The sequence below is a fragment of the Streptomyces sp. BPTC-684 genome (assembly GCF_030028635.1).
GTDB classification, from domain to species: domain Bacteria; phylum Actinomycetota; class Actinomycetes; order Streptomycetales; family Streptomycetaceae; genus Streptomyces; species Streptomyces noboritoensis.
In genome coordinates this window covers 2,460,900-2,476,430 of sequence record NZ_CP124863.1, presented here as the reverse complement: position 1 = coordinate 2,476,430, position 15,531 = coordinate 2,460,900, and the positions used below count along the sequence as shown (strand labels likewise).

16 protein-coding genes are annotated in these 15,531 nt (G+C 70.9%); 7 read left to right on the top strand and 9 right to left on the bottom strand.

Going from position 1 to position 15,531, the window contains the following annotated elements; translation table 11 throughout:
- The first annotated feature begins 5 nt into the window (after nucleotides 1-5).
- Nucleotides 6-611, top strand: coding sequence for a GTP cyclohydrolase I FolE (folE, locus tag QIY60_RS11060; RefSeq protein ID WP_283142250.1), 606 nt, complete (start codon nucleotides 6-8; stop codon nucleotides 609-611).
- A gap of 61 nt (nucleotides 612-672) precedes the next feature.
- Here folE and QIY60_RS11055 read toward each other — a convergent pair whose 3' ends face one another.
- From QIY60_RS11055 to QIY60_RS11030, 6 genes are all read right to left on the bottom strand, one after another.
- A complete protein-coding gene (locus QIY60_RS11055; protein ID WP_283142249.1) occupies nucleotides 673-1,152 on the bottom strand; it encodes a DUF3180 domain-containing protein in 480 nt (159 codons plus the stop codon).
- 49 nt (nucleotides 1,153-1,201) lie between these two features.
- Nucleotides 1,202-1,816 carry a 2-amino-4-hydroxy-6-hydroxymethyldihydropteridine diphosphokinase gene (gene folK / locus QIY60_RS11050; RefSeq protein WP_283142248.1) on the bottom strand — a complete coding sequence of 205 codons (615 nt, stop codon included), beginning with the start codon at nucleotides 1,814-1,816 and terminating at the stop codon, nucleotides 1,202-1,204.
- A complete protein-coding gene (folB, locus tag QIY60_RS11045) occupies nucleotides 1,813-2,172 on the bottom strand; it encodes a dihydroneopterin aldolase (protein WP_101389407.1) in 360 nt (119 codons plus the stop codon). The genes folK and folB overlap by 4 nt, the downstream gene beginning before the upstream one ends.
- Before the next feature lie 208 nt (nucleotides 2,173-2,380).
- Nucleotides 2,381-2,842 carry a nuclear transport factor 2 family protein gene (locus tag QIY60_RS11040; RefSeq protein WP_283142247.1) on the bottom strand — a complete coding sequence of 154 codons (462 nt, stop codon included), beginning with the start codon at nucleotides 2,840-2,842 and terminating at the stop codon, nucleotides 2,381-2,383.
- Nucleotides 2,839-3,732, bottom strand: a complete 894-nt coding sequence (folP, locus tag QIY60_RS11035; RefSeq protein ID WP_283142246.1) for a dihydropteroate synthase — start codon at nucleotides 3,730-3,732, stop codon at nucleotides 2,839-2,841. Before folP ends, QIY60_RS11040 begins: the two co-directional genes overlap by 4 nt.
- Before the next feature lie 75 nt (nucleotides 3,733-3,807).
- Entirely contained in the window at nucleotides 3,808-4,233 is a 426-nt protein-coding gene (locus QIY60_RS11030; RefSeq protein WP_283145895.1) for a MarR family transcriptional regulator, read from the bottom strand.
- A 221-nt stretch (nucleotides 4,234-4,454) separates the two neighbouring features.
- Between QIY60_RS11030 and QIY60_RS11025 the strand changes: the two genes are divergently transcribed.
- Complete coding sequence (locus QIY60_RS11025) at nucleotides 4,455-5,930, top strand: MFS transporter (RefSeq protein WP_283145894.1); 1,476 nt, start codon at nucleotides 4,455-4,457, stop codon at nucleotides 5,928-5,930.
- 107 nt (nucleotides 5,931-6,037) lie between these two features.
- Here the strand turns inward: QIY60_RS11025 and QIY60_RS11020 are convergent, their stop codons facing one another.
- Nucleotides 6,038-7,882: a phosphatidylglycerol lysyltransferase domain-containing protein gene (locus tag QIY60_RS11020; protein ID WP_283142245.1), complete on the bottom strand. Its 1,845-nt coding sequence runs from the start codon at nucleotides 7,880-7,882 to the stop codon at nucleotides 6,038-6,040.
- Between the two features lie 153 nt (nucleotides 7,883-8,035).
- On the opposite strand from QIY60_RS11020, the gene QIY60_RS11015 reads away from it, so the two are divergent.
- A complete protein-coding gene (locus tag QIY60_RS11015) occupies nucleotides 8,036-9,148 on the top strand; it encodes an alpha/beta hydrolase-fold protein (protein WP_283142244.1) in 1,113 nt (370 codons plus the stop codon).
- On the opposite strand, the gene QIY60_RS11010 is transcribed toward QIY60_RS11015, so the two are convergent.
- On the bottom strand, nucleotides 9,135-10,298 hold the full coding sequence (locus QIY60_RS11010; RefSeq protein ID WP_283142243.1) for a betaine/proline/choline family ABC transporter ATP-binding protein: 1,164 nt from the start codon (nucleotides 10,296-10,298) through the stop codon (nucleotides 9,135-9,137). The two genes, QIY60_RS11015 and QIY60_RS11010, sit on opposite strands and share 14 nt — an antisense overlap.
- Nucleotides 10,299-10,475: 177 nt before the next feature.
- On the opposite strand from QIY60_RS11010, the gene QIY60_RS11005 reads away from it, so the two are divergent.
- The 4 genes from QIY60_RS11005 (at nucleotide 10,476) to QIY60_RS10990 (ending at nucleotide 14,045) form a co-directional block, all read left to right on the top strand.
- Entirely contained in the window at nucleotides 10,476-11,162 is a 687-nt protein-coding gene (locus QIY60_RS11005; RefSeq protein WP_283142242.1) for an ABC transporter permease, read from the top strand.
- Nucleotides 11,162-11,848: an ABC transporter permease gene (locus tag QIY60_RS11000; protein WP_190092652.1), complete on the top strand. Its 687-nt coding sequence runs from the start codon at nucleotides 11,162-11,164 to the stop codon at nucleotides 11,846-11,848. Before QIY60_RS11005 ends, QIY60_RS11000 begins: the two co-directional genes overlap by 1 nt.
- Nucleotides 11,849-11,888: 40 nt before the next feature.
- On the top strand, nucleotides 11,889-12,875 hold the full coding sequence (locus tag QIY60_RS10995) for an ABC transporter substrate-binding protein (RefSeq protein ID WP_283142241.1): 987 nt from the start codon (nucleotides 11,889-11,891) through the stop codon (nucleotides 12,873-12,875).
- Nucleotides 12,876-13,019: 144 nt separating this feature from the next.
- Nucleotides 13,020-14,045 carry a hypothetical protein gene (locus QIY60_RS10990; RefSeq protein ID WP_283142240.1) on the top strand — a complete coding sequence of 342 codons (1,026 nt, stop codon included), beginning with the start codon at nucleotides 13,020-13,022 and terminating at the stop codon, nucleotides 14,043-14,045.
- Nucleotides 14,046-14,117: 72 nt separating this feature from the next.
- Here the strand turns inward: QIY60_RS10990 and QIY60_RS10985 are convergent, their stop codons facing one another.
- A complete protein-coding gene (locus QIY60_RS10985) occupies nucleotides 14,118-15,260 on the bottom strand; it encodes an NADH-quinone oxidoreductase subunit D (protein WP_101389417.1) in 1,143 nt (380 codons plus the stop codon).
- Nucleotides 15,261-15,531: the final 271 nt, after the last annotated feature.

The window sequence follows — 15,531 nt, the reverse complement described above, 5'->3', positions numbered from 1 at the left end:
CACAGATGACCGACCCGGTGACGCTGGACGGCGAGGGCCCCATCGGCGAATTCGACGAGAAGCGCGCCGAGGCCGCCGTGCGCGAACTCCTCATCGCGGTCGGCGAGGACCCGGACCGGGAGGGGCTGCGGGAGACTCCGGGGCGGGTTGCTCGGGCTTATCGGGAGATATTCGCGGGCCTGTGGCAGAAGCCCCAGGACGTGCTCACCACGACGTTCGACCTCGGACACGACGAGATGGTCCTCGTGAAGGACATCGAAGTCATGAGCAGCTGTGAACATCATCTGGTCCCGTTCGTGGGCGTGGCCCACGTCGGGTACATCCCGTCGGCGGACGGGAAGATCACCGGCCTGTCGAAGCTGGCCCGGCTGGTCGATGTGTTCGCCCGCCGCCCCCAGGTCCAGGAGCGCCTGACCACGCAGATCGCGGACTCCCTGATGGAGATCCTGGAGCCGCGCGGGGTCATCGTCGTCGTGGAGTGCGAGCACATGTGCATGACCATGCGCGGGGTGCGCAAGCCCGGGGCCAAGACGATCACCTCGGCGGTCCGCGGCCAGCTGCGCGACCCCGCGACGCGCGCGGAGGCGATGAGCCTCATCATGGCGCGCTAGCGCTCCGCCGGACGTGCCACGGCCCCGCACCCCTCATGGGGTGCGGGGCCGTGGCACGTCCTCACCCCGCCGGCGCCGTCCCCTCGTCCTCGTCGTCCGGGAGTTTGCAGACTCGTTCCAGGAAGAACGCCGCCGCTACCACCGCGATGCCGGCCGCTACCGAGAAGCCCGCGTAGATCGCCTGGTCGCGGCGGGCCGGGATGTCCAGGGAGCCCAGGAGGAAGACGCCCGTGCCGCCGTACATCCCCGAGACCAGGGCGGCCACCAGGGCGCTGGACTGGCCGAAGACCACGGCGCGGGCCGCCATCAGGGGCTCCACGCCCTTCGCGCCGGGGCGGCGCTCGCGCTGGGCGCGCAGGCGGGAGCGGATGGACAGGGCCGTGGCGAGGAGGATGACCGCGATCACGGCCAGCACGATCGGCGCGGCCAGCGGGACTCTCGGCAGGGTGCCCAGGGAGTCCCACAGCCGGGCCCCTGCCCAGGAGAGCACTCCGGCGACGGCGAAGAGTCCCGCCAGTACGCCCAGCCTCAGTTGTTTCACCGAAGAGTGCCCTTCGTTCGGAACCTACTCGCCGTCAGCAGCCTAACGACTACTCGGGCAGGCGGAGTTCCAGGTCGGGGCGCGGCAGCACGCCTTCGCGGCCGATCGCGGCGAGCAGCGCGGCGACCGGGCCGCGGCCGGGCAGCTGGGCCTCCGGGTCCACGTCGTGCCAGGGGGCGAGGACGAACGCCCGCTCGTGGGCGCGCGGGTGGGGCAGCGTCAGGACCGGGTCGTCCACGATGAGATCGGCGTAGGCAACGATGTCGACGTCGATCGTGCGCGGGCCCCAGCGCTCCTCGCGGACCCGGTCGAAGGCCTCTTCGATGGCCTGGCCGCGTTCGAGGAGGGAGGTCGGGGGGAGCGTCGTCTTCACTACGACCACGGCGTTGAAGTACGAGGGCTGGGAGCCCGGGGCGACGCCCCACGGCTCCGTCTCGTACACCGGGGAGACCGCCTTGACCCGCAGGCCCGGCGTGTCCTCCAGCGCGTCGATCGCGCCCTGGAGCGTCTCCAGGCGGTTGCCGAGGTTGGAGCCGAGGGAGATCACGGCCCGTTTCGGGTTGGAGAGGGTGACGTCGGCCGCGTCCACCTGCTCGACCACGGAGGCGGGCACCGGCTGCACGGTCGGGTCGCTCTGCGGGCTCTCGTGGGAGAACACAGTCATACTCGGCTCCGGGTGATGGTGATGGTCACGTCGTCGAAGGGGACGGTGATCGGCGCGTCCGGCTTGTGGACGCACACCTCCACCTGCTGGACCCCCGCGTGCTTCAGGCACTGCTGGGCGATGCGCTCGGCCAGCGTCTCGATCAGGTCGACCGGCTCGCCCTGGACGACGTCCACGACTTCCTCGGCCACCACTCCGTAGTGCACGGTCTTCGCCAGGTCGTCGTCGGCCGCCGCGGGGCGGGTGTCGAGGCCGAGCACCAGGTCCACGATGAAGGTCTGGCCCTCTTCGCGCTCCCGGGGGAAGACGCCATGGTGCCCGCGGGCCTTGAGGCCGCGCAGCGCGACACGATCCACGCGAATCACTCCTGCTGTCGTTGGTCGGGTCGGGCACCCGCCGCGTGCGGGCGGCTCGATACCCACCATCGAATCTACCTGCGGGCACTGACAACGCTCGCCCACGGGGGCTATGGACAGACGGCGTCAGGACTGGTACCCGCCCCTACCCCGAGCCCCCTGTTTCAATCCTGGTAATCCCCGTCTTCAACCAGCGGAAGCCCCGGCTTCAGCTCTCGGAACCCTCGTCGTCGCCCGTTTCGGCCAGGACGGGGGAGCCGTGGTGGGACCAGAGCTTCCAGCCCTCGGGTGTGCGGCGGAACACATTCGTGGCGACCACCAGCTGGCCCACCAGCGGTCCGAGCTCGCCGCTCTCCTGGGCGGGGCCGCCGCTGAGGATGTTCTCGGTGCAGGTGACCAGGGCGGTGTCGGTGAGGACGACGACCTTCACATCGGTGAGGAAGAACTGGATGTAGTCCGTGTTCGCCATGATCAGCGCGTACGAGCGGAGCACCTCGCCGCGGCCGGAGAGGACCGGCCAGCCGGGATGGACGCAGGAGATCGAGGTGTCCCCGGCGTCGGTGGCGCTCAGCCAGAGCTCGGAGAGCTCGTCGAAGTCGCCGCGCTCCAGCGTCTCGTAGAACGCGGTGTTGGCCAGTTCGACGGCCTCGACGTCGGTGCGGGCCGTCACGCGGTTCCCTCGGCGGGCCGGGCCGGGCCGCCCGACGCTCCTTCGACGGCGCGCGCGACGCGTACGGCGTCGGCGGTGGCGCGGACCTCGTGGACCCGGACCGCCCAGGCGCCCTCGTGGGCGGCGATGGCGGAGACGGCGGCGGTGGCGGCGTCCCGCTCGCGGGCGGGGGGCGGGCCTGAGCCGTCCCCGGCGAGTACGTGGCCCAGGAACCGCTTGCGGGAGGCGGCGACGAGCAGGGGGCGGCCCAGGGCGCGCAGCTCGGCCAGGTGGGCGACGAGCGCCAGGTCGTGTTCGGCCTGCTTGGCGAAGCCGAGGCCGGGGTCGAGGACGATCCGCTCGGGGGCGATGCCGCCGGCGACGACGGCCTCCACGCGCGCGTGGAGCTCGGCGACGACTTCGGCGACCACGTCCGCGTACACCGCGCGGCTGTTCATGTCCTGGCTGAAGCCGCGCCAGTGCATGACGACGAAGGGGGCTTCGGTGGCGGCCACCACGGGGATCATGTGGGGGTCGGCGAGGCCGCCGCTGACGTCGTTGACCAGCAACGCGCCCGCGGCGACGGCCTGTTCGGCGACGGTGGCGCGCATGGTGTCGACGGAGACGGTGACGCCTTCGGAGGCGAGGCCGCGCACCACGGGGACGACCCGGCGCAGCTCCTCGTCCTCGTCGACGCGGGAGGCGCCGGGGCGGGTGGACTCGCCGCCGACGTCCACCAGGTCGGCGCCCTCGGCGACGAGGTCGAGGCCGTGCTTGACGGCGGCGGCGGTGTCGAACCAGCGGCCGCCGTCGGAGAAGGAGTCGGGCGTGACGTTGACCACGCCCATGACCGCACAGCGGTCCCATTCGGGCAGCCCGGTCACCGTGCCCCGTCGGCGCAACGTACTCATACGTCCAGCGTAGGCGTCAGCCGGTGGTCCTCGGACCAGACGTCGGCGGGACCCCGGCGGGACCCCGGCCGGACCTCAGCCGAGGGCCCGCGGGCCCTGGCCCGGGCGGGCGGCGGGGCCGGCGAACAGGCGCCGCAGCAGTTCGTGGAGGGCGCCGCGGTCGGCGCCGTCCAGGGCGTCCAGGGCGCTGTGGGTGCCGTGCATGCCCGCCCGGATCGATTCGACGGTGCGGAGGCCGTCGTCGGTGAGCAGGACGTTCTTGACGCGGCGGTCGGTGGGGCTGGGTTCGCGGCGGACCAGGCCTCTGGTTTCGAGGCGGTCCACGATGCCGGTGATGTTGGAGGCGTCGCAGTGGAGCGTGGTGGCGAGGGAGCGCATCGCGGCGGGGCCCCGGCGCAGCACGGTGAGGGCCTTGGCCTGGCTGGCGGTGAGGCCGGCCTCGGCGGCGGACGCGGTGAAGTCGCCGTAGTAGTCCGCCAGGGAGTCCCAGAGGGCGTCCATGAGCGCGTCGTTCGTGACGGCGTCGGTCACGGCGGCCGGGCGGCTGGTTCCAGACATGACGCCACCTTACCGCGAGAAACTTGACGATCTCAACCTTTGAGGTTTACCGTCAGTCTAGTTGCTTGGGGTAATCAAGCACTTGAGGTAGTCAAGTATCGGCGACCTCAAGCGACCCCTCCCTACGGACTCCTACGGAAGAAACCGTGACTCCCACACATCACGTGGCGCCCACGCGCCCCACCGGCGGCCCCGCGCTCGTCCTGGTCCTCGGGCTGGCCGCCATGGTCGTCTCGATGATGCAGACCCTGGTCGTGCCGATCCTCGGCATCATCCAGAACGACCTCGGCACCTCCACCGCCAACGTCAGCTGGGTCACCACCGCGACCCTCCTCTCCGCCGCCGTCTTCACCCCGCTGCTCGGCCGCTTCGGCGACATGCACGGCAAGAAGCCCACGCTCATAGGCGTCCTGGTGCTGATGGTCGCGGGCTCGGTCCTCGCGGCCACCACCAGCTCGCTGCTCTGGCTGATCATCGGCCGCGTCATGCAGGGCGCCGCCACCGCGATCTTCCCGCTGGCCCTCTCGGTCCTGCGCGAGGAGATCCGCCCGGAGAAGCTGCACGGCGCGATGGCGCTGGTCAGCGGCACCCTGGCGTTCGGCAGCGGCCTCGCCCTGGTGGGCGCGGGCCTGCTGACCCAGGGCGACAACCCCGACTACCACCGCGTCTTCTGGCTGGCCGCCGTGCTCGCCGTCGTCGCCCTGGTCGCCGTCGTCGCGGGCGTCCCGGCCTCGCGCCACAAGCCCGGCGGGCGCACCGACTGGCTGGGCGCCGGCACGCTGGCGGCCCTCCTGGTCCTCCTGCTGCTGCCGATCTCGCAGGGCCACGAGTGGGGCTGGACCTCGGCCCGCACCCTCGGCCTGTTCGTCGCGGCCGTCGTCATGGCCGGGGTCTGGGTCCTGGTCGAGCGCAAGGTCAAGGAGCCCATGGTGGACATGAAGATGTTCGCCCACCGCCCGGTGCTCTTCACCAACCTGGCCGGTCTGCTGCTCGGCTTCGCGATGTTCTCGCAGTTCATCGGTGTCTCGTACCTGGTGCAGATGCCGGAGAAGGTCACCGGTTACGGCTTCACCGCGTCGGTGCTGCGCGCCTCCGTCGAGTACCTGCTGCCCACCACGATCATGTCGCTGCTCGCGGCCCAGATCGGCGGCATGCTGGTCCGCCGCATCGGCGCCCGCTTCACGCTGACCGCCGGTGCCGCGTTCGGTGTCCTCGGCTTCGCCTGGCTGACCGGCGCGCACGACTCCAGCGCCTCGGTGATCATGGCCGGCATGGTGATCGGTGTCGCCATCAGCTTCGGTTACGCGGCGATGCCCGCGCTGATCGTGGCGAGCGTCCCGCACCACCAGACGGGTATCGCCAACGGCATCAACTCGATCTCGCGGTCGGTCGGCAGCGCGATCGCCAGTGCGGTGATCACGTCGCTGCTCGCCTCCAAGACGATCGAGCACCTGCCCGCCGGGGTGCCGGCGCTGCCGCAGGAGAGCCAGTTCACGCTGAGCTTCGCGCTCGCGGGGGCCGCGTTCCTGCTGGTCGTGGTGGTTGCTCTGGTCGGGCTGCACTCCGACCGGCGGTCGGCTGAGCCGGAGCAGCCGGAGGCTGCTGTGACCGAGAAGGCTGCGGAGACCGCCTCCGCGTAACGCGAAAGGAGGCCCGGGGATTTTCCCCGGGCCCCTTTTTTCGGACCTCTACCAGCTGCGGACCGTAGGGGTTGCTCGCGCAGTTCCCCGCGCCCCTTAAACGGGCGCTACGCCGCCCGTACCGCTCTCTCGCCCTCCGTTGCCGTCAGGTGGGCGCACGGGCGCTGGCGGTGGGCTCGGCTGAAGCGGGTGAACGGGCGTGGCAGGGCGAGGTTCACGAAGCCCTCCGCCTGCATCACCGCGAAGCCGATGCGCGGCAGGTCGCCGTGGGCCCGGTAGACCATGAAGCGCGGCTCCCAGCGTGGCTGGAACTTTGCGTTGAACTTGTACAGCGACTCAATCTGGAACCAGCGGGACAGGAAGACCAGCAGCCCGCGCCAGAGCCGCAGCACCGGCCCGGCGCCGATCTTCTCGCCGCGCGCGAGGGCCGAGCGGAACATCGCGAAGTTCAGGGAGACGTGTTCGATGCCGATCTTGGGCGCCGCCTGGAGCGCGGCGACGATCAGCAGCTCGTTCATACCCGGGTCGGCGGAGCGGTCGCGGCGCATCAGCTCCAGCGACATTCCGTCGGTTCCCCAGGGGACGAAGTGAATCATCGCCTTGAGGTCGCCGTACGGGCCCGGCTCGCCCGAGCCGTCGTCGGCCTTGTGGGCGGTGGCGATCACGCAGTCGCCGTCGCCCGGGTCGCCGATCCGCCCCAGCGCCATGGAGAAGCCGCGCTCGGTGTCGGTGCCGCGCCAGTCCTCGGCGGCCCGCCGGACCCGCTCCAGCTCGCCTACGGAGAGATCACGGACGCGCCGTACGCGGGTTTCGTAGCCATTGCGCTCGATGCGCTTGACCATCTGGCGTACGTTCCGCATGGCGCGTCCGGAAAGGGAGAAATCCGCGGCGTCCACCACCGCCTCGTCGCCCAGTTCCAGGGCGTCGAGCCCGGTCTCGCGGGTCCACACCTCGCCGCCCGTCTCCGAGCAGCCGACCACGGCCGGGGTCCAGGAGTGGGCCTTGGCCTCGTCCATGAACCGCTCGATGGCGCCGGGCCAGGCCTCTACGTCGCCGATCGGGTCGCCCGAGGCGAGCATCACACCGGAGACCACCCGGTAGGTGACGGCCGCCTTGCCGCTGGGGGAGAAGACGACCGCCTTGTCGCGGCGGAGCGCGAAGTGGCCGAGCGAGTCGCGGGCGCCGTGCTTGGCGAGCAGGTCGCGCAGCTGGCGCTCGTCGTCCTCGGTGAGCCGGGCGGCCGGGTGCTCGGGGCGGAAGGCCAGGTAGATCGTGGTGATCGCGGTCAGCAGGCCGAGCGCGCCCAGCGAATAGGCGACGGTCCAGCTGGTGTCGCCCGCGTACTCGACGGGTCCCTCGAAGCCGAACAGGCCGTACATCACGTGCTGGATGCGGTCGGCGATCGACGGGTTGCCGACGACCCGGCCCGGGTGGACCGAGACGATCACCAGGCCCAGGCCCAGCGAACCGGAGCCGAGCAGGATGAAGTTGGCCAGCGCCTTCCAGCGGCTGCGCGGGTCGGGCAGCGCGGTGAACTCGCTGCGGTGCCTGACCAGCAGTACCAGCAGGGCGATCGAGATCAGTACGCCGACGACCGAGTGCCGGTAGAGGAACTGGGCCACCGCGCCGATCGGCAGCAGGGCGACCGCGGCCCGCCAGGCCCGCCGCTTGCGCCGCTTCAGGCCGTGCGCCAGGAGCAGCAGCAGGACGCCGGTGCTGAGGGCCAGGGCCGCCGCGAAGGGGCCCGTCGTACCCGGCAGGACCTCGGTGACGGCGTGCATCCGGCTGGCGCGGAAGCGCGGGAAGATGCCGGCGGCGATGTTGAGCAGGCCGACGAACGTCGCGGCCGTGCCGACCAGTGAAGGTACCGTCTCGGGGCGCGGTCCGCGGAGGACTTTGCGCGCACCGGCCGGAACCGAACCCTTTTTGTCCCCATCTATCCTGACAGACATCGCTTCCCGTGACTCCGCGAGAGATTCTGTTGTCCGCCACAGTGACAAGGTCGCCGCTGTGTTCCGGACAATTTGCGCCCTCTAGGACGGCACTTCCCGGGGGCGGGTTCCCTCGGTCTCAGGAAAATCTCAGTCAGAAAGTTTCGACGACTCATGGGTCTCACGAGCAACAAGGTTCTGGCGCTCGCCGTCGTACTGGCGGTGGTGCTGTTCGCGCTCACCATCTGGCTCTGGCCGAAGCTGGCCAAGCGCAGCTGGCGAGCCGTCCTGGGCCGGATCGGCCTGCTCCTCGGCACTCAGCTGATGCTCTTCGCCTCGGTGGGCCTCGCGGCCAACAACTCCTTCCTCTTCTACGGCTCGTGGGCGGACCTGTTCGGCCAGGAGAACGGCATGGGCGTGGTCGTCGACCACTCCGCCGGAAGCAAGGACATCAAGGTCACGGGGAAGCAGAAGCCCGACACTCCCGGTGCCGGGAACCCCGCCGCGGGGGGTGAGATCCAGAAGGTGGTCGTCCAGGGCCAGCGCTCCAAAATAGCCAGCCCCGCCTACGTCTATCTGCCCCCCGAGTACTTCCAGAAGAAGTACGAGAACCAGAAGTTCCCGGCCGCCGTGGTGCTCACCGGCTACCCGGGCACCGCGGAGAACCTGATCAAGGGGCTGAGGTACCCGAAGACGGCGTGGGCGCAGGTCAAGCAGAAGAAGGCGCAGCCGATGATCCTCGTGATGATGCGCCCGACCGTGGCGCCGCCGCGGGACACCGAGTGCGTGGACATTCCGGGCGGCCCGCAGACCGAGACCTTCTTCGCCAAGGATCTGCCCAAGGCCGTCTCCCAGACCTACCGGGTCGGCACCAAGCCGCAGAACTGGGGCTTCATCGGGAACTCGACCGGCGGCTACTGCGCGCTGAAGATCGGCATCCACCACCCGGAGACCTTCGGCGCCAGCGCCGGTCTCTCGGCGTACTACAAGGCCGCCAGCGACCCGACCACCGGTGATCTCTTCCACGGCGACAAGGCCGCGAAGAATCGTTCCAACCTGCTGTGGTCGCTCGACCACGTGGCTCCGGCCAAGTCGTCGTTCCTGGTCACCAGCTCCAAGTCGGGCGAGGACAACCTCAAGCCGACGCTGAAGTTCATCGAGAAGGTGAAGTCGCCCGCGCGCGTCTCGTCGATCACGCTCGACAGCGGCGGGCACAACTTCAACACCTGGCGGCGGGAGATCCCGCCGGTCCTGGAGTGGATCAGCGGCCGCCTCAGCGCGAACTGATCGATTCCACTTCCACTTCCGTACGGGGGACGGCCTGGGCGTCCGCGTCGATCGAGCGGCGCAGCGCCTCGTGCAGCCTGGCCGGGGTGAGCACGCCCAGGAAGCGGCCCGTCCCCTCGTGGTCGATGACCGCGATCCACCCCGCGTCGTGCTGGAGCATCGTCGCGAAGGCCTGCTTGAGGGAGGCGCCGAGCGGCAGCCAGGCCTCCATGCGGCGGGCGTGCTCGCGCACGGTCGCCTTGCGGGCCCCTTCGCCGGCCTGTGCGGCCTTCTCGGCGGAGATCCAGCCGTGCAGGTCCCCAGAGGCGTCCAGGACGACCGCCCAGGGGGCGCCGAGGTCGCGGGGGAGCGGGTCGTCGAGCCGCACCACCGGCGGCTGCTCCAGGTCGCTCTCCTCGATGGGCGTCACCGAGAGGCGCTTCAGGCCCCGGTCGGCGCCGACGAAGTCCGCGACATACGGGGTCGCCGGGGTGCCGAGGACGGCCGCCGGGGCGTCCAGCTGCTCGATGCGCCCCTGCCCGTACACCGCGATGCGGTCGCCGAGGCGGACCGCCTCCTCGATGTCGTGGGTGACGAACAGCACGGTCTTGCGGACCTGCGACTGGAGCTTGAGGAACTCGTTCTGCAGCCGCTCGCGCACCACCGGGTCGACCGCGCCGAACGGCTCGTCCATCAAGAGCACCGGCGGGTCGGCCGCCAACGCCCGTGCCACGCCCACCCGTTGGCGCTGGCCGCCGGAGAGCTGCTCGGGGTAGCGCGCCCCGTGGACCTTGGGGTCGAGGCCGACCAGGTCGAGCAGTTCGGCCGCGCGCTCACGGGCCTTGGCGCGCTTGACGCCGAGCAGGTGCGGGACGGTCGCGGTGTTCTCCAGGACCGTCTTGTGCGGGAAGAGCCCGACCTGCTGGATGACATAGCCGATACGGCGCCGCAGTTGGACCGGATCGACAGTGGATATGTCCTCGCCGTCCAGGAATATCCGGCCCTCGGTGGGCTCGATCAGCCGGTTCACCATCTTCATCGTGGTGGTCTTGCCGCAGCCGGACGGCCCGACGAGCGTGACCAGTTCCCCCTCGGCGACTTCGAAGGAGAGGTCGTCGACGGCGGTGGTGCCGTCGGCGTACCGCTTGGTGACGTGCTCGAATCGGATCATGGTTCCCCATTGTCGCCGGTGGTGACCGTGGCTGTGTGAACCCCATGTTGCCGCTCTGTGTGTGATTGCGGGGATCCCCCCACCGGCCCTCGGCGATTGTCAGTGGTGGGGGTTAGGGTCGCCAGACAGACGTTCGACAGGGGGACTCATGGGAACCGGCGGGGGAGGTGGGGCACGGTGAGCGCGCAGAACTGCCTGGTGCGCAACGACTGGATCTGCTGGGAGTACGTGCGCTCCCGCAGCCACGAACTGACCGACGCCACGGTCCAGCACGTCTGGATCACGGTGGTCTCGGTGCTGATCGGGCTGCTGATCGCCTTTCCGCTGGCGCTGCTCGCGCGCGGCCGTAAAGCGGTCGCGGGCGCCGTCCTGACCCTGACGACCGTGCTCTACACGGTGCCGTCGCTGGCGATGTTCTCGCTGCTGCTCCCGGTGTTCGGGCTCTCCGCGTCGCTGGTCGTCACCGGCCTGGTGCTCTATTCGCTGACGATCCTCGTACGGAACATCCTGGCCGGCCTCGAAGCCGTCCCCTCCGAAGTCCGCGAGGCGGCACGGGGGATGGGGTACGGGAGGATACGGCTGCTGTTCGAGGTCGAGCTGCCGCTGGCGCTGCCCGCGCTGCTGGCCGGCGTGCGCATCGCGACGGTGTCGACGGTGGCGCTGACCACGGTCGGCTCGGTGGTCGGCAAGGGCGGCCTGGGCAACCTCATAGGCGACGGCGTGCAGTCCACGTTCAAGGCGCAGGTGCTCACCGCCTCGGTGCTGTGCGTGCTGCTCGCGCTCGTGGCGGACCTGCTGCTGCTCGGCCTCCAGCGCCTGCTCACTCCGTGGACACGGATACGGACGAGGGCGGGGGCGCGCTGATGGGGGTCATGGCCGACGCCTGGACCTGGCTGACGACGGGGTCCAACTGGTCGGGCGACGACGGCGCCTGGCACCGCCTGGCCGAGCACGCGTACGTGAGCGGCGTCTCGCTCCTGGTGGCCTGCGCGATCGCGCTGCCGCTGGCGCTGTGGCTCGGGCACATCGGGCGGGGCGGGGCGCTCGCGGTCAACATCTCCAACGTGGGCCGGGCGGTGCCCGTCTTCGCGGTGCTGGCCCTGCTGATGCTCACCCCGCTGCGCAAGGAGGGGTACCTGCCGACGATCATCGCGCTCGTGCTCTTCGCGGTGCCGCCGCTGCTGACCAACGCGTACGTGGGCATGCGCGAGGTGGACCGGTCGGTGGTGGAGGCCGCGCGCGGGATGGGGATGTCGGGCGGCCAGCTGTTCGCCCGGGTCGAGCTGCCGCTCGCCTACCCGCTGATCATGATCGGGGTGCGGTCGGCCGCGGTGCAGGTGGTGGCGACGGCGACGATCGCCTCCATGGTGGGCCTCGGGGGCCTCGGCCGGATCATCACGGCCGGGTTCGCCACGTACAACACACCGCAGGTGGTCGCGGGGGCGATCCTCGCCGCGCTGCTCGCGTTGCTGGTCGAGGGCGTGCTGGTGGTGGCCGACCGGCTGTTCAGCCCGCTGCGCCACCGCCGCGCGCAGGGCACGACCCCGTAACTCCCTTTCGCAATCGCCGACTCTCGGATGGTGGACGTTCATGAGCAAGATCCTGCGCACGGCCGGTGCGGTACTGGGCACGCTGGCGCTGGCCGGTTCGCTGGCCGCGTGCGGCGGCGACAGCCTGGAGAAGGACAAGGACAAGGGCAGCAGTGGCGGCGCGAGCAGCGGCGGGGGCGGCAAGAAGGGCTCGCTCACCGTCGGCGCCGCCGGCTTCACCGAGTCCGCCGTCCTCGCCGAGCTGTACGCCCAGGTCCTGCGCGACGCCGGATACGGCACCTCGGTCACCACGGTGAAGAACCGCGAGCTGTATGAACCCGCCCTGGAGAAGGGCGAGATCGACGTCGTTCCGGAATACGCGGCTACGCTTACCGAATTCCTCAACGCCAAGGTGAACGGCGCCAAGGCGAAGGACAAGCCGCTCGCCTCCAGCGACGCGGCGGCGACGGTCGCCGAGCTCACCAAGCTCGCCGCCCCGCGCGGTCTCAAGGTGCTCCCGGCGGGCGCTGCGGTCGACCAGAACGCGTTCGCGGTGACCAAGGAATTCGCCGCCGAGAACAACCTCAAGACCCTTTCGGATCTGGGCAAGTCGAAGGTCAAGGTCAAGATCGCGGCGGGCGACGAGTGCACCGTCCGCCCCTTCTGCGCCCCGGGCCTGAAGTCCAAGTACGGCATCGAGGTCGGCGGGATCGACCCCAAGGGCGTCGGCACCCCGCAGGCCAAGCAGGCGGTCAAGGACGGCGTCGACCAGCTGGTGCTGACCACCACGACCGACGCCACCCTGGACCAGTACGGCCTGGTGCTCCTGGAGGACGACAAGAAGCTCCAGAACGCGGACAACGTCCTTCCCGTGGTCAATGCGAAGGAAGCGGGCGCCCCGGAGATAGCCGACGCGCTCGCCAAGCTCACCAACGCGCTGACGACCGGTGATCTCGTCGAACTGAACCGCAAGGTGGACGCCGAGCGGGCGAAGGCGGCCGACGTCGCGAAGGACTATCTCCAGTCGAAGGGACTGATCAAGAAGTAGCGAAAACGGGGGCCGGGAGATCGGCTCGGAGATCCGCCCGGAGAAGGGCTCGGGGAACGGCTCGCAGAAGGCGGTTGCGAGAAGATTCGGGAGATTGGCGGGCTGGGGCTCCATTGGGCGTCTACGCACGGTAAATTTCAGGCCATGCCACGTGGACGCCACCGCCATTCCCCTCCTCTGCACAGGCTCCTCTCGCCGTCGGCCGTCGCCGGCGCCGCTGTCTTCTGCGCCGGTGGCGCCTGGCTGTTCGATCAGCCCCTGGCCCTGCGGAGCCTGGCCGCGGCCGCCGCGGTGGCCGCCGTCACCGGCTCGGTGCTGATGCGCGGCTGGGACCGGGCGGCCGGTCGCCGGGTCGCCGAGCTGACCCGCTCGCGCGCCGCCGACCAGTGGCGCACCGAGGAGCGGATCGCCGAACTGGAGGCGGACCTGGAGGAGTCGCGCGAGCTGCGCGGGCGCCTGGACGCCAAGCTCCGTGCCAAGCGCATGGAGCTGGCCGGGCTGCGCGGCGAACACGCGGCCCTGCTGCGGCGGTACGCGACGGCGGAGACCGAGCGGGCCACCGCCCTGGAGGGCCGCCGCCAGCTCGCCCTGGAGGCCAACGCCCCCAAGGCGCTGCCCGCCGCGGCCAGTACGCCGACGCCGGCCGCCTACGCGGCTGCCTCCAAGGCGCTGGAGAACCTGCCGTACGTACGCCGTGCGCAGGAGGCGCGCAGCGCGGCGGCGGAGGCGGCCAAGGCTCCGGCCCCGAAGGGTGTGCGTCCGTCGCCCGCCCCGGCTTCCCCGGCGGACCGGGAGGCGGACGAGCCGCAGGGGAAGCGCTCGGCGGCCGCCGGGAGCGGGGAGCACGTCCGCCCGTCGTCCGCCGCCCTTCCCGCGCTGCCCGCGGCCCCGAAGCCGGTCGCGGCGGCGGTGGTTCCGTACGTCGCCCGCCCTGCCGTACGGCCCGAGGGCAGCTTCGACTTCTTCGGCACCGCGGCCGAGAAGAAGGCGGTCGAGGCCGCGATAGAGGCGGCCGCGGAGGAGGACCTGGCCGACGTGGTCGGCGAGGAGGTCCTGGCCGAGCGGCCGCACACCGGCCCCGAGCGGGTCGTGGGCAAGGTCATCGACCTGACCGCGCACGACGAGACGGAGCAGCTGGACGTGGCGGTGCTGCGGACGGCGATCTCGTAGCGCGTGGACGGTATGACGGAAAGGGCCCCGGCGCTTGCTTGATGCGCCGGGGCCCTTTCGTATGTCTGGGGGCTACTTGTCGATGTCGCCGACGACGAAGAAGAGTGAGCCCAGGATCGCGACCATGTCGGCGACCAGCGTGCCCGGGAGGAGCTCGGTGAGGGCCTGGATGTTGTTGTACGAGGCCGAGCGGAGCTTGAGCCGGTACGGGGTCTTCTCGCCCTTGCTGACCAGGTAGTACCCGTTGATGCCCAGCGGGTTCTCGGTCCAGGCGTAGGTGTGGCCCTCGGGGGCCTTCAGGACCTTGGGGAGGCGCTGGTTGATCGGGCCGGGCGGCAGCTCGGCGAGCCGGTCGAGGCAGGCGTCGGCGAGTTCGAGGGCGTTGTGGGTCTGCTCAAGCAGCACCTCGAAGCGGGCCAGACAGTCGCCCTCGGTGCGGGTGACGACCCGCAGGGTGTCCTGGAGTTCGCCGTACGCGAGGTACGGCTCGTCGCGGCGCAGGTCGAAGTCGACGCCGGAGCCGCGGGCGATGGGGCCGCTGACGCCGTACGCGTGCACGGCCTCCTGGGACAGGACGCCGACGCCGCGGGTGCGGCCGCGGAAGATCTCGTTGCCGAGGACGAGCCGGTCGTACACGTCCATCCGCGAGTTGGCGGCGGCGACGGCCTCCCGGACGCGGCCCAGCCAGCCGAGCGGCAGGTCCTCCTTGAGGCCGCCGACGCGGTTGAACATGTAGTGCATACGCCCGCCGGAGACCTCCTCCATCACGTGCTGGAGCTCTTCGCGCTCGCGGAAGGCGTGGAAGATCGGGGTGATGCCGCCCAGTTCGAGGGGGTACGAGCCGAGGAACATCAGGTGGTTGAGCGCGCGGTTCAGCTCGGCGAGGAGCGTGCGGGTCCAGACGGCGCGCTCGGGGACCTCCATGCCGAGCATGCGCTCGACGGCCATGACGACGCCGAGCTCGTTGGAGAAGGCGGAGAGCCAGTCGTGGCGGTTGGCGAGCATGACGATCTGGCGGTAGTCGCGCGCCTCGAACAGCTTCTCGGCGCCGCGGTGCATGTACCCGACGACCGGTTCGGCGTGCTGGATGCGCTCGCCGTCGAGGACGAGGCGGAGGCGGAGCACGCCGTGGGTGGAGGGGTGCTGGGGGCCGATGTTGAGCACCATGTCGGTGCTCTCCGCCGCGCCGCCGATGCCGACCGTGGTCTCCGTCATGGGCGACAGTATCCCCGGCGGGGGGTGCGTTCCCCCACCCCGCCCCTTCCCTAAACCCTCCGGGGGTGGGGGTGGGCTGGGGTAGGTGGGTCTCCCCGGGGCTGCGCCCCCGGACCCCTGGGCGGGGCCTGCGGCCCCTGCACCCCGCTTTCGGGGCTGCGCCCCGGACCCGTTCGTCTGCAGGTCGTCTTGGGCTGGTCGCGCAGTTCCCCGCGCCCCTGAGATGCGCCCCTGCGGGGCGCCCCAGGGGATTGCCGCGGAGCGGCATTTG

Coding starts and splice junctions, on each gene's coding strand:
- folE (WP_283142250.1), top strand. CDS start 6: ATGACCGACCCGGTGACGCTGGACGGCGAGGGCCCCATCGGCGAATTC.
- folK (WP_283142248.1), bottom strand. CDS start 1,816: ATGACTGTGTTCTCCCACGAGAGCCCGCAGAGCGACCCGACCGTGCAG.
- folP (WP_283142246.1), bottom strand. CDS start 3,732: ATGAGTACGTTGCGCCGACGGGGCACGGTGACCGGGCTGCCCGAATGG.
- QIY60_RS11030 (WP_283145895.1), bottom strand. CDS start 4,233: ATGGACGCCCTCTGGGACTCCCTGGCGGACTACTACGGCGACTTCACC.
- QIY60_RS11020 (WP_283142245.1), bottom strand. CDS start 7,882: ATGTCTGTCAGGATAGATGGGGACAAAAAGGGTTCGGTTCCGGCCGGT.
- QIY60_RS11015 (WP_283142244.1), top strand. CDS start 8,036: ATGGGTCTCACGAGCAACAAGGTTCTGGCGCTCGCCGTCGTACTGGCG.
- QIY60_RS11010 (WP_283142243.1), bottom strand. CDS start 10,298: ATGATCCGATTCGAGCACGTCACCAAGCGGTACGCCGACGGCACCACC.
- QIY60_RS11000 (WP_190092652.1), top strand. CDS start 11,162: ATGGGGGTCATGGCCGACGCCTGGACCTGGCTGACGACGGGGTCCAAC.
- QIY60_RS10995 (WP_283142241.1), top strand. CDS start 11,889: ATGAGCAAGATCCTGCGCACGGCCGGTGCGGTACTGGGCACGCTGGCG.
- QIY60_RS10990 (WP_283142240.1), top strand. CDS start 13,020: ATGCCACGTGGACGCCACCGCCATTCCCCTCCTCTGCACAGGCTCCTC.
- QIY60_RS10985 (WP_101389417.1), bottom strand. CDS start 15,260: ATGACGGAGACCACGGTCGGCATCGGCGGCGCGGCGGAGAGCACCGAC.